Source organism: Neisseria sp. P0008.S002, from assembly GCF_051962805.1.
GTDB classification, from domain to species: Bacteria; Pseudomonadota; Gammaproteobacteria; order Burkholderiales; family Neisseriaceae; genus Neisseria; species Neisseria perflava.
Genome location: NZ_JBQCUY010000001.1, coordinates 328,870 through 341,067 on the forward strand (window position 1 = coordinate 328,870; position 12,198 = coordinate 341,067).

Sequence of the window (12,198 nt, forward strand, 5' to 3'; positions counted from 1 at the left end):
TATGGAAAACAAAGCATTGACCGTTTATCATATGATGAACGGTAACATATAAATACCGTTTATCTTTAAAAACTTCCAATTATTTTAATGTAAAAATGGAACTTTTTTAAAAATTCAAATATATTTTTTATTGACCTCAATCCATTTAAGCAGCATACTTTAGGCATTCCGCGAAGACGGAAATAAAAAACACACATTTACTTATAAAACTAACTTATTGGGAAACCTCACCATGATTGATCGCCTTATGCCTATCTTTGCCGTTATCGGCATTTTATCCAGCACCGTATACCTGAGCCTCGCCGCTTGGATGCTTTACGAAAGCGTGTTCAAAAAGAAAAGCCCTCTGTCGGCATAATCCTCGGATTTAAAATTTTACGGTAAGGCCGTCTGAATATTCAGACGGCCTTGTTTCATTCCATACTATCAATCACTTGGCTGTACGGCCAATTCAATCATCGCTTCGCGCAAACCATCCAAGCCCAAACTTTCGGCGACGGAAACATTCACGCCGACGGCATGTCCGGAATTGTCGCGCAAAATGCCTGCTTCACGCACACCCGACGGCAGCAAATCAACTTTGTTGTACACCACCAATTGCGGAATTTCATGCGCGCCGATTTCTTCCAAGACTTCGTTGACATCGTCCATCTGCCGTTCAAAATCGGGATTGGACGCATCAACGACGTGCAGTAGCACATCCGCCATCGCCGTCTCTTCCAAGGTGGCGGAAAACGCCGACACCAGCTTGTGCGGCAAATCGCGAACGAAACCAACGGTATCGGTCAAAATCACGCTCGCCTCATGCGACAGGAAAAGCCGACGCGCGGTGGTATCCAAAGTGGCGAACAACTGGTCTTTCGCCAATACGTCCGCTTTGGTCAACCGGTTGAACAGGCTGGATTTTCCGGCGTTGGTATAGCCGACAATGGCAAAGGTTTTCAGACGGCCGCTCATGCGCGATTTGCGGCGTGTGGCGCGTTGTTTGCGGACATCGGCAAGCTGCTTTTTCAATGCCGTAATTTTCTGTCCGATTAAGCGGCGGTCAGTTTCCAGCTTGGTTTCACCCGGCCCTTTCAAGCCAATGCCGCCCTTCTGACTTTGCAAATGTCCATAACCGCGTATCAGCCGTCCGCTCAAATGGTTCAACTGAGCCAGCTCCACCTGCAACTTACCTTCCTGCGATTGGGCGCGTTTGGCAAAAATCGCCAAAATCAAACCCACTCTATCGAGGACGCGGCATTGAAGCTCTTTTTCCAGATTACGCTCTTGTGTCGGCGTGAGTTCGTGGTTGAACACGACCAGCCCGACATCATGCTGCTTCACCACTGCCGCCAACTCTTCCGCCTTGCCCGTACCGACAAACAAAGCCGGATGCGGTTTATCGCGACGTGAAGTTTCGATAGAAACCAAATCACCGCCGGCCGCGTTTACCAATTCTGCCGCTTCGGTCAAGGCCGTCTGAAAGCCGCGCTCGCGCGTTTCGTTTGCGCCGGAATAGTCCGCCGTCAGCATCACGCCAACCAAGAGGACGCGTTCGGGCTTTTCCAAAGATTTATCGACGGAAAACAGATTGCGCTTGCTCAAAAAATTTCCTTTCAGACGGCCTGACGGCTGGGTCAAAGTCCTGATTAACGGTTTTTCAAAATATCGGCAAAATATTCGGTCACTTCCGCCAAACGTCCGCCCTGCTCGGCATAAGGCTGCATGACGGCCACCAGCTGCTCCAACACTTCGCGCGTTTCGGTTTGCGCGTGTTCGCGGTAGAGCCACATATTTTGCATGGTCACCGTGGTCAATGCCTCGCGTACATTAAGCAAGAGTAAGTGGCGGCAAGACTCATAGCCTTGGCGCAAATCGCCGGCCGCATATGCGGTAACCGACAATTCATAATCAATGTCCAACTGATAAACATTGCTTTGGACAAAAAGAATATCGTCGTTCGGGAACGGGATGCGTTTCGCCATCAGGCCGATTGCATGGGAAATGCGGTATTTTCCTTCCTGACGCAGCATGGTTTGCGCAAGGTAGAGACACTCGGCACGGCGCGGGTTGTAATCGTAGCCTGCCAACCAAGTCGCCAAGGCTTCATCGCGTTTGCCCATTAATTTGTAGCACTCGCCCAACTGTTGGTAAGAAACCGACACTTCCTCGATCCAACCGCCCAACTCGATGCGTTTTTTAAACCATTCGCTCGCACGCTCGGGCATATCAGAATCCCAATAAGAACGTGCCGCATAAAAGGCGTAACGCGGTTTCAGGTCTTCATCTTCAGGGCTGTAAAACGCTTTTTCCAAAGAAACGGCGTCAAGCAGGTATTTGTTCGCCATATTGCTGCGTGCGCCGAAACGGCCGCTGAGAACCGTATAGTCGCCATGAAGCGTGGCTTCACTGGTATCTTGTTTGTCGGTCTCGATAAATTCGTGCAACACGCCGCGCCAGTAGAATGTTCCGTCATTACGCAACAACAGCGGACGATAATAAACCACGCTGCCCATGGCATTTCTCATGCGGAGGCGGTAGCGGTCGGCTGTCAGCTCGGGCAATTCTAATTTGCCTTCAAAGCGGTCGTCCGCATCAAAAATCAACACGTAATCGGTTTTGTCTTTTGCGTGTTTCAAAGCCTGATTGCGGTTGTATGCAAAATTTTGCCAACCATCATGATGAATCTCACCTGCGATGCCCTTTGCATCGAAAAAGCGACGGATCACGCCGACGGTATCATCGGTCGAGCCGGTGTCGCTGATGATATAGTAGTCAAGTTTGATGTGGTCGGTGATGTTGGCCAGTGTTTCTTCGATGATTGCCGCTTCGTTTTTGACAATCATATTCAAGCAGATGGTTTGGGACATTTTCAATAGCCGCATTGGTTTGGAAAGGTATTATTTTACTTTAGCATTTTGTTTTTTGCACACAAAATACTCAGGCCGTCTGAAGATTGTCTTTCAGACGGCCTGAAGTTTATTTTGCTTATCTTTTTTCCTGACGACGTATCAGATACACCGCCAACAGTGCAAATAAAACCGTCGGCAAGGCACCGGCCAAAAACGGCGGCACGCCGTACAACTGGCTGGTAAAGCCGAAGAGCCGTCCGGCAAAGTGGAACAGCAAACCGAGGCAAATACCGCCAAAAAGTTTCAAGCCCATATTGCCGTGGCGCGTGGTTTGCGGCGTAAAGGCGAAGGCAACAAGCGCCATCACCCATGCGGCAACGGGATACACCAGCTTGCGCCACCATGCGATGGCATAGACTTGGGTATTTTGGTTGTTTTTTTCCAGATGGTCGATGTAGGTGGTCAACTCGCCGACAGACATTTGGTCGGGCTTGACGAGCAATACGTCCAGCAGGTTGCGTTTGACAGAAATCGGCCAGTTTTCTTCAGCCGCAGTAGAGACCTCGACTTTATCTTCGCCCAATATGCTGCGGCGGATATTTTTCAGCTGCCAGCTGCCGTCTGGATTCAAAACGGCTGATTCTGCTTCTGCCGCTTGGGTCAATTCGTTTTTATCGTTGCGCTGCCAAATTTTGATGCCCAAAAGCGTATGGTCGGGCAACATTTCGCGCACGTTGATGATGCTGTTTTTTTCTTTCAGCCAAAGGCCGGTATTGCCGGTACTGATTTTGCCGTTGATGGCGGCGGCTTTGATGTTTTCGGCTTTTTGGCTCAGCGTGGGGGCGACCCATTCGCCAAGTGCGACGGTGGCAATGGCGAAAATCAAACCGAACTGCGACAGAATCAACAGCAGCTTTTTGGTACTCATGCCGCTGGCTTTGATAACGGTCAGCTCGCTGCCGGAAGCCAGTTGGCTGAGGGAAATCAGGCCGCCGATCAAAACGGCAAGCGGCATCAGTTCATATGCGCGCGCAGGCATCTGCATTAAAACATACTGCCCCAATTTTGCGCCGTTATAGCTGCCTTTTCCAAGATCGCCGACTTCGTTGATGATTTCAAAAAAGCTGTACAAAGCGAGAAAGGCAAGGAGAGCGTAAACCGCCATAACCGCCATTTGACGGATGATGTAACGTGAAATCAGGTTCATTTTCCGCCTTTCAATGTCAGACTTTTGGCAACCGCCTGCCAGAAGGGTTGGCTAGGCATACTGCGCACACGCAGCAGGACGACGGCAATCACAAACATGATGATGTGCATAGGCAACAGTCCGAGCCAAAAATGGATTTTGCCGTCTTCCACAGCATTGCGTAGGAAGGTCAGCCCGTTTTGGTAAACCAAAAACAAACCGATGGCAATCAGGATATTGTAGGTATGGCCGCTGCGCGGATTGAAATAGGAAAGCGGCACGGCAAGCAGGCACAACAACAAAACGCTGACGGTCAAGGAAATACGCCACATCAGTTCCGCTTGGTGTTGCGGGTTGCTGCTGCCAATCAGTTGTGCGGTCGGAATGGTACGGCGGTGTGAAACAGGGTCGATGAGTTTGGGCGTGGTGCTGATAATCAGGCTGAGGTGTTGGAAAGAAACGCGGTTGTAATCGGCTTTACCAGGCGTACCGCTGTAACGGTAGCCGTCGCGCAATTCAAGCGTACGTTTGTTGTCGGTCAGCGAAAAATTGCCCTCTTTGGCAAAAACGATGTTGTCGTTGCCGTTTTTATCCTGCTCGCGCAGGAACAGGTTTTTCATGATGCCGGATTCGGTATCGAAGGTTTCGACAAAATAAACCCTGCCGTTGCGCTTGCCCAAGTTATTGAACTCGCCGGCTTCCACCAAAGACAACTCCTGCTTCTGCTTCAAAATTTCGGCATATTCGCGGCTGCGCAACTCTGCCCACGGCATTACCCAAAGCTGCATGACGGCAATCAAAATGGCAAACGGCACGGCAAACTGCATGACCGGGCGTATCCATTGTTTCAATGCCAATCCGCAGGAAAGCCAAACCGACATCTCGCTGTCGCGCCAGTAGCGGGTCAATACGGTCAACGTACTGATAAATGCGGTCAACACCAGCAAAAGCGGTGTCATGCCGATTACCCAGAAGCCGACTAAGGCCAACACGGCATCGATGGCGACACGCCCGTCGGCTGCGCGGCCAAGCAGGTTGATGGCCTGCGTGGACACCAATACCGCCAAGAGGACGACAAAGATGCCGACGGCGGTAAAGGAAAGTTCTTTAATAAAGTTTCTTTGGTAAATCATAAGATTGAGCGTGGTATACGGTTTATGGGAAACCTATATTTATTAATAAGGCTTCAGACGGCATGACACAAATGGAGTACAATGATTTTCATCTGTTCGGACGGTTGGTCAACAGGCCGTCTGAACAACCGACAACCGTTCCAATCAGGAGAATAAACGTGAAATTTAGCACAAAAGCCGAAACTTTGCAGGCTCAACAGGCAGGTGCGCAATTATTTGTCTGCGCCGAAGCATCGCAACTGAGCAACCCGACTGCCCTCGCCCTCTTCGCTTCCCTTGAAGAAGGTCAAAATTTCGCCGACACCAAAATCCCGACGGACAACGGTTTGCAAGCCATTGCCGTCTCCCGCCTCGAAAAAACCGACCGCGCCGTATTGAACAAAACCGCAGCCGAAGCCGCCAAATGGGCGCAAAATCAAGAAACGGTCAATGTGGACGTTTATGCCTTTGAAGAAGCGCAAGCCGCCGCTGTTGCCGAAGCGTTTGCGATTGCGTTCGGCAATGCCGCCTACCGTTTCGACCGCTATAAAAAAGAAGCCAAACCGACCAAATTTGCAGAAGCCGTGTTCCACAGCGTACACGAAGCCGCCGTCAAAGAAGCCCTGCGCGTTGCCGAAGCGCAAGTTTACGGACAAAGCCTCTGCCGCGACTTGGGCAATGCCGCACCAAACGAATGTACGCCTGAATTCCTCGCGCGTACTGCCAAAGCCGAAGCCGAAAAACTGGGCGCACACGCTAAAATCATTGAAAAAGACTACATCAAAGAAAACATGGGTTCGTTCTGGTCTGTCGCCAAAGGCAGTGTCGAAGATCCATATTTGGTCGAACTGAGCTATTTCGGTGCGGCCGACAAAGAAGCCGCGCCTGTGGTATTGGTCGGCAAAGGCATTACCTTCGACACCGGCGGCATTTCCCTCAAACCCGGCCTGAACATGGACGAAATGAAGTTCGACATGTGTGGCGCGGCAACCGTCATCAGTACCTTCTGCGCCGCCGTCAAACTGCAACTGCCGATCAACCTGATTGCCGTCGTCGCCACCTGCGAAAACATGCCTTCCGGCGCGGCAAACAAACCGGGGGACGTCGTGAAAAGCATGAAAGGCTTGACCATCGAAGTGTTGAACACCGATGCCGAAGGCCGTCTGATTTTGTGCGACGCGCTCACTTACGCCGAACAATTCAAACCCAAAGCCGTTATCGACGTCGCCACCCTGACCGGCGCGTGCATCATCGCCTTGGGTCATGACGTCAGCGGCGTGATGGGCAACAATCAAGATTTGGTCGATAGTCTGCTGGCCGCTTCCCGCAACGTGGACGACAAAGCATGGCAACTGCCGCTCTTTGAGACCTACAAAGACCAACTCAAATCCAACTTTGCCGACATTCCAAACATCGGCACGCCGGGTGCAGGCACGATTACCGCCGCAACATTCCTGTCTTACTTTACCGAAGACTATCCATGGGCACATCTCGACATCGCAGGTACCGCATGGAAATCCGGCGGTGAAAAAGGTGCGACCGGCCGCCCTGTTCCTTTATTGCTGAACTATCTGCGCAATGTGAAATAAATCTTGGGGGAAGCCTGCGAGGTTACACATTTCAACCCCGCAGGCCGTCTGAAAACGGAATCCGCATTATCTGACTCAACCTGACAAACGGAGAACCACCATGAAACCACTATTTGCCGCATTATCTGTTGTCCTTCTGCTCGGCACATCCATAAACGCTCAAGCTGCCGAACAAACCACCCCCACCGACCGCAGCATCCAAGTGTACAAAAAAGTCGACTTAGCTGAATGGAACCGCGAAAACGCAGCCGGAGGCCAAGGCCCCTTGCTCGGCAGCTTTGCCTTCACGCGCCATCAAACCGCCGACCAAGACGCATTCAAAGAAATCGGCTGGCTCACATTACCACCGGGCGCTTCCATCGGCCAACACAAACATACCGGCAATGAAGACGTTTACATCATCGTATCCGGCAAAGGCCTGTTTACTGACAGCGAAGGCAAACAAACCGAAGTCGGCGCCGGCGACATTACCATCGCCCGCCCCGGCCAGTCCCATGCGCTCAAAAATATCGGCAAAAAGCCGTTGGTATTCTTGGATTTGATTGCCGAGACCGCCGGCGCTAAAGCCGCCGAAACCAAGTAATGCTTTCAATGAAAGCAAACAATCTGCCATGACTTTCTGCCTTGCCCAAACCAGGCAGTAGAGAGATTGTTCCGTTTTCATTTAAACCTAGATACAAGCTAAAGGCCGTCTGAAAACCACGCTTCGTTTTCAGACGGCCTTTTTTTCTCAAAAATCTTATCATATAAACAATGAAATGTTATATAATAACAGCCTTTCGAAATATGATGAGAAACTAAAATGACACAAACCACACTCAAACCCATTGTTTTATCTATTCTTTTAATCAGCACCCCCATCCTCTCCCAAGCGCATGAAACCGATCAGTCGGTTGACTTGGACGAGGTTACCGTCGTCGGCAAAAGCCGTCCGCGCGCCACTTCGGGGCTGCTGCATACTTCGACCGCCTCCGACAAAATCATCTCCGGCGATACCTTACGCCAAAAAGCCGTCAACTTAGGCGATGCTTTAGACGGCGTACCGGGCATTCATGCCTCGCAATACGGCGGCGGCGCATCTGCTCCCGTTATTCGCGGTCAAACAGGCAGACGGATTAAAGTATTGAACCATCACGGCGAAACGGGCGACATGGCGGATTTCTCTCCCGACCATGCCTTGATGGTGGACAGCGCCTTGTCGCAACAGGTCGAAATCCTGCGCGGCCCAGTTACGCTCTTGTACAGCTCGGGCAATGTAGCCGGTTTGGTCGATGTTGCCGATGGCAAAATCCCCGAAAAAATGCCTGAAAACGGAGTATCGGGCGAAGCCGGATTACGTTTGAGCAGCGGCAATCTGGAAAAACTCACGTCCGGCGGCATCAACGTCGGATTGGACAAAAACTTCGTGCTGCATACCGAAGGGCTGTACCGCAAATCGGGCGATTACGCCGTACCGCGCTATCAAAAAGAAGAAGGCCGTCTGAAACGACTGCCCGATAGCCATGCCGATTCAAAAACCGGCAGCATCGGTCTGTCTTGGGTTGGCGATAAAGGGTTCCTCGGCGTGGCGTACAGCGACCGTCGCGACCGCTACGGCCTGCCTGCCCACAGCCATCTCTACGACGACTGCCACGCCGACATCATCTGGCAGAAAAGTTTGATTAACAAACGCTATTTGCAGCTTTATCCGCACCTATTGACCGAAGAAGATGTTGATTACGATAATCCGGGCTTGAGCTGCGGCTTTCACGACGACGATAATGCACACACCCATGCCCACAACGGCAAACCGTGGATAGACCTGCGCAACAAACGCTACGAACTCCGCGCCGAATGGAAGCAGCCATTCCCCGGTTTTGAAGCCCTGCGCGTACACCTAAACCACAATGACTACCACCACGACGAAAAAGCAGGCGATGCAGTAGAAAACTTCTTCAACAACAAAACACACAACGCCCGTATCGAGTTGCGCCACCAACCCATAGGCCGTCTGAAAGGCAGCTGGGGCGTGCAATATTTGGGACAAAAATCCAGCGCGCTTTCCGCCATTCCCGAAACCGTCCAACAACCGATGTTGATTGACAACAATGTGCGCCATTACAGCTTTTTCGGTGTAGAACAGGCAAACTGGGACAATTTCACGCTAGAAGGTGGCGTACGCGTGGAAAAACAAAAAGCTTCCATCCAGTACGACAAAGCATTGATTGATCGGGAAAACTACTACAACCAGCCCCTGCCCGACCTCGGCGCGCACCGCCAAACCGCCCGCTCGTTCGCACTTTCGGGAAACTGGTATTTCACGCCACAACACAAACTCAGCCTGACCACCTCCCATCAGGAACGCCTGCCGTCAACGCAAGAGCTGTACGCACACGGCAAACACGTCGCCACCAACACCTTTGAAGTCGGCAACAAACACCTCAACAAAGAGCGTTCCAACAACATCGAAATCGCGCTGGGCTACGAAGGCGACCGCTGGCAATACAATCTGGCGCTCTACCGCAACCGCTTCGGCAACTACATTTACGCCCAAACCTTAAACGACGGACGCGGCCCCAAATCCATCGAAGACGACAGCGAAATGAAACTCGTGCGCTACAACCAATCCGGCGCCGACTTCTACGGCGCGGAAGGCGAAATCTACTTCAAACCGACACCGCGCTACCGCATCGGCGTTTCCGGCGACTATGTACGAGGCCGTCTGAAAAACCTGCCTTCCCTACCCGGCAGGGAAGATGCTTACGGTAACCGTCCTTTCATCGCACAGGACGACCAAAACGCCCCTCGCGTTCCGGCTGCGCGCCTCGGCTTCCACCTGAAAGCCTCGCTGACCGACCGTATCGATGCCAATTTGGACTACTACCGCGTGTTCAATCAAAACAAACTCGCCCGCTACGAAACACGCACACCCGGACACCATATGCTCAACCTCGGCGCAAACTACCGCCGCAATACGCGCTATGGCGAGTGGAATTGGTACGTCAAAGCCGACAACCTGCTCAACCAATCCGTTTACGCCCACAGCAGCTTCCTCTCTGATACGCCGCAAATGGGCCGCAGCTTTACCGGTGGCGTAAATGTGAAGTTTTAAAATCGGATAGGCAAACAAAAAAGGTTTTCAGACGGCCGTCTGAAAACCTTTTTTCTTGTTTTAACCAATCATTTAAAACTGACTATTAATCTTTCAACACATCTTGCACAGCCGCTTGAATTTTAGCCGCTGCTGCTTCGATTTGCTGCTGTTCGGTAGATTGGCTTGCCACTGTTTCAGCCGGAGTCGCTTGTGGAGCTGGCGCAGCTTGTTGAGCTGCGGCTTTAGGCTCAGATTCAGTTTGCGGCGCAGTCAGCGGCAAACGCGCCAATACAGTGCTGACGCCGGTAACTTTATCACCAATCGCCACTTGCGCCTGCGCATCGACAGGCAGATACATATCCACGCGCGAGCCAAAGCGGATAAAGCCATAACGTTCGCCGCGAGACAGTTTCGCACCTGCTTGGGTGTAGCACAAAATACGGCGCGCCACCAAACCGGCCACTTGAACAAAAGTAATTTCACGACCAGAAGCCGTAGTCGCCAACACCGCATTACGTTCATTTTCCGTGCTGGCTTTGTCCAAATCCGCATTCACGAATTTGCCTTTGTTATAGACCACTTTCGTTACCGTACAATCAGCAGGCGATTTTTGCGAATGCACGTTGAACACGTTCATAAAAATACTGATTTTCAAAGCATCGACATCACGATACGGATCGCGTGCGCGCTCGACCACCACGATACGGCCGTCAACCGGACTCAACACTGCTTCAGGATTTTGCGGAATCTCACGCGCAGGGTCGCGGAAAAACTGCAAAGCAAATACGGTAAACACCCAAAACGGCAAAGACCACCAGCCGCAACACATCGACACCAGCAGGCTCAAAGCCAAACCGCCGCCGATAATCGGCCAGCCCTCACGGGCGATAATCGGGTGGGGATACAAACGGTTCATCACTTATCCTTCATTTAATAATTTCAAAATTGCCGCCATTATATCTGAAACTCCAAACATTGAGGCCGTCTGAAATGTTCAGACGGCCGGTGTCTTTTGTAAAAAATACTCAATATAGATAAAGTTTCAGTTTCGGCAACACAATAACGCAGCGTCCTCAACAAGCGGCTCACACGCTCCAACAACTCGCTGCAAATATCATTTAGACCAAATCTCCGCCCTCGATTATCTCGACAAGCCCAGTATGACCGCCAACACTAGCCAGATCCAATGCCGACGGCGTGATGTAGAGAACAAAGAGCGTTGAGACAGCAAACGCGTTTGGCTCAACTGATACGCCACATCGGCCAACATTACCAAGCGATTAGTCTGCCGAGCATTACCTTCTTCCGCTTTACGCAGTTTCAAATTTTCCGCTTCAATCCGCAGCCGCACCAGCTTAGCTTCTAAAAGCAGCAGCTCGCGCGCTTCTTCATACTCCTGTTGCTTCATCGTCCGCATCCTTATCTATCTCACCGCGCAAATACGCAATATCCGATCGAATATCCTGCAAGGTCTCAGCCACACGGCTGCCCTGCTCCCGATAATCTGCCGATACTTTGCGGAACAATACGGCAATAATCAGCAGGCTCAAGAAGAAAATGCCGAAAAACACCCATAACGCCGCCACATCCGACAGCACGCGGTTCAAGCCGAACAGCAAACCGACCAAGCCCACCATCAACAGCGCGCCGGACAACACCAGCCAAATCGCCAAACGAAACACATTTTCCGCCTGACGCGTCAAATCCAAGCTCAATACCTGCAAACGCAGCAGCAGCAAATCCGCGCCCTGATTCAACAAAGCCTTGCCATGTTCAAAACGCTGGCGAATTCCCATCTCGATTATCCTTTTTTCCAGGAAAAATAAGGCTAAGGCCGTCTGCACGGCGCAATGAAATCCATGATTTCATGTACACGCCTGTTCAGACGGCCTTAACATATTCACATTAACGGCGGTTCAACAACACACCGACAACCAAACCGGCCAATGCGGCAAAACCCATCGCATAATATGGTTTCTCATGCACCACTTCATCAGCGTGTTTGGCACCGCGTTTCAAACGCTCGCCCGCATCAGCTTCAAATTCGGCAAAACGCTCTTTGCCTTCTTTCAAACGCTCCTGAGCCGCTTCTTCAAACTGCTCGTATTTTTCACGCGCACGCTCGGCATGATGGCGCAGACGTTCGCCGGCCTCTTCTTCAAAACGGCTCAAACGCTCTTTGGCCACAGCCAATTTTTCTTCCAATTTGGCTCGGGCTTTGCTACCCTCTTCCGAACCGGCTTCAACACCATTGCGGTATAACTCTTCCACATCATCCATTACTTCTCGGATGTCTTTCAGCAAAGCCTCGCGACGTGCCTCAAAATCGTGTTTTTTCATGGTTTTCTCCTTGATATAGGTTGATATGGTTACAGACTGTTTATCTGTTAATAAATTATAACCG

12 protein-coding genes are annotated in these 12,198 nt (G+C 51.3%); 4 read left to right on the forward strand and 8 right to left on the reverse strand.

Translation table 11 applies throughout. The features are described 5' to 3' along the window. Positions 1–232 precede the first annotated feature (232 nt). Positions 233–358, forward strand: a complete 126-nt coding sequence (locus ACTHSA_RS01550) for a hypothetical protein (RefSeq protein WP_003678791.1) — start codon at positions 233–235, stop codon at positions 356–358. A gap of 68 nt (positions 359–426) precedes the next feature. Here ACTHSA_RS01550 and hflX read toward each other — a convergent pair whose 3' ends face one another. From hflX to lptF, 4 genes are all read right to left on the reverse strand, one after another. Further along, positions 427–1,587: a GTPase HflX gene (gene hflX / locus ACTHSA_RS01555; RefSeq protein ID WP_107868065.1), complete on the reverse strand. Its 1,161-nt coding sequence runs from the start codon at positions 1,585–1,587 to the stop codon at positions 427–429. A 44-nt stretch (positions 1,588–1,631) separates the two neighbouring features. Further along, positions 1,632–2,852 (reverse strand): glycosyltransferase, encoded by a 1,221-nt coding sequence (locus tag ACTHSA_RS01560; protein ID WP_234395501.1) that lies wholly within the window; start codon positions 2,850–2,852, stop codon positions 1,632–1,634. Between the two features lie 118 nt (positions 2,853–2,970). Next, positions 2,971–4,041, reverse strand: a complete 1,071-nt coding sequence (gene lptG, locus ACTHSA_RS01565) for an LPS export ABC transporter permease LptG (RefSeq protein WP_070583631.1) — start codon at positions 4,039–4,041, stop codon at positions 2,971–2,973. Then, on the reverse strand, positions 4,038–5,153 hold the full coding sequence (gene lptF / locus ACTHSA_RS01570) for an LPS export ABC transporter permease LptF (protein WP_003686055.1): 1,116 nt from the start codon (positions 5,151–5,153) through the stop codon (positions 4,038–4,040). Before lptF ends, lptG begins: the two co-directional genes overlap by 4 nt. Positions 5,154–5,311: 158 nt before the next feature. Between lptF and ACTHSA_RS01575 the strand changes: the two genes are divergently transcribed. The 3 genes from ACTHSA_RS01575 (at position 5,312) to znuD (ending at position 9,812) form a co-directional block, all read left to right on the forward strand. Further along, entirely contained in the window at positions 5,312–6,721 is a 1,410-nt protein-coding gene (locus ACTHSA_RS01575) for a leucyl aminopeptidase (protein WP_039861954.1), read from the forward strand. A gap of 100 nt (positions 6,722–6,821) precedes the next feature. Beyond that, a complete protein-coding gene (locus ACTHSA_RS01580) occupies positions 6,822–7,304 on the forward strand; it encodes a cupin domain-containing protein (RefSeq protein WP_004519283.1) in 483 nt (160 codons plus the stop codon). 219 nt (positions 7,305–7,523) lie between these two features. Continuing rightward, positions 7,524–9,812, forward strand: a complete 2,289-nt coding sequence (gene znuD / locus ACTHSA_RS01585) for a TonB-dependent zinc receptor ZnuD (RefSeq protein WP_004519280.1) — start codon at positions 7,524–7,526, stop codon at positions 9,810–9,812. Between the two features lie 85 nt (positions 9,813–9,897). Here the strand turns inward: znuD and ACTHSA_RS01590 are convergent, their stop codons facing one another. From ACTHSA_RS01590 to ACTHSA_RS01605, 4 genes are all read right to left on the reverse strand, one after another. Then, positions 9,898–10,710 (reverse strand): phosphatidylserine decarboxylase, encoded by an 813-nt coding sequence (locus ACTHSA_RS01590; RefSeq protein ID WP_004519279.1) that lies wholly within the window; start codon positions 10,708–10,710, stop codon positions 9,898–9,900. Between the two features lie 225 nt (positions 10,711–10,935). Beyond that, positions 10,936–11,202 carry a hypothetical protein gene (locus ACTHSA_RS01595; protein ID WP_039861953.1) on the reverse strand — a complete coding sequence of 89 codons (267 nt, stop codon included), beginning with the start codon at positions 11,200–11,202 and terminating at the stop codon, positions 10,936–10,938. Next, positions 11,183–11,590 carry a phage holin family protein gene (locus tag ACTHSA_RS01600; RefSeq protein ID WP_440378786.1) on the reverse strand — a complete coding sequence of 136 codons (408 nt, stop codon included), beginning with the start codon at positions 11,588–11,590 and terminating at the stop codon, positions 11,183–11,185. Before ACTHSA_RS01600 ends, ACTHSA_RS01595 begins: the two co-directional genes overlap by 20 nt. A gap of 109 nt (positions 11,591–11,699) precedes the next feature. After that, positions 11,700–12,134, reverse strand: a complete 435-nt coding sequence (locus ACTHSA_RS01605; RefSeq protein WP_004519274.1) for a DUF883 family protein — start codon at positions 12,132–12,134, stop codon at positions 11,700–11,702. Between the last annotated feature and the right edge of the window lie 64 nt (positions 12,135–12,198).

Bases quoted from the DNA above. Each gene is read 5' to 3' on its own strand.
- ACTHSA_RS01590 (WP_004519279.1), bottom strand. From the start codon at position 10,710: ATGAACCGTTTGTATCCCCACCCGATTATCGCCCGTGAGGGCTGGCCG.
- ACTHSA_RS01600 (WP_440378786.1), bottom strand. From the start codon at position 11,590: ATGGGAATTCGCCAGCGTTTTGAACATGGCAAGGCTTTGTTGAATCAG.
- znuD (WP_004519280.1), top strand. From the start codon at position 7,524: ATGACACAAACCACACTCAAACCCATTGTTTTATCTATTCTTTTAATC.
- lptG (WP_070583631.1), bottom strand. From the start codon at position 4,041: ATGAACCTGATTTCACGTTACATCATCCGTCAAATGGCGGTTATGGCG.
- lptF (WP_003686055.1), bottom strand. From the start codon at position 5,153: ATGATTTACCAAAGAAACTTTATTAAAGAACTTTCCTTTACCGCCGTC.
- ACTHSA_RS01550 (WP_003678791.1), top strand. From the start codon at position 233: ATGATTGATCGCCTTATGCCTATCTTTGCCGTTATCGGCATTTTATCC.
- ACTHSA_RS01595 (WP_039861953.1), bottom strand. From the start codon at position 11,202: ATGAAGCAACAGGAGTATGAAGAAGCGCGCGAGCTGCTGCTTTTAGAA.
- ACTHSA_RS01580 (WP_004519283.1), top strand. From the start codon at position 6,822: ATGAAACCACTATTTGCCGCATTATCTGTTGTCCTTCTGCTCGGCACA.
- ACTHSA_RS01560 (WP_234395501.1), bottom strand. From the start codon at position 2,852: ATGTCCCAAACCATCTGCTTGAATATGATTGTCAAAAACGAAGCGGCA.
- ACTHSA_RS01605 (WP_004519274.1), bottom strand. From the start codon at position 12,134: ATGAAAAAACACGATTTTGAGGCACGTCGCGAGGCTTTGCTGAAAGAC.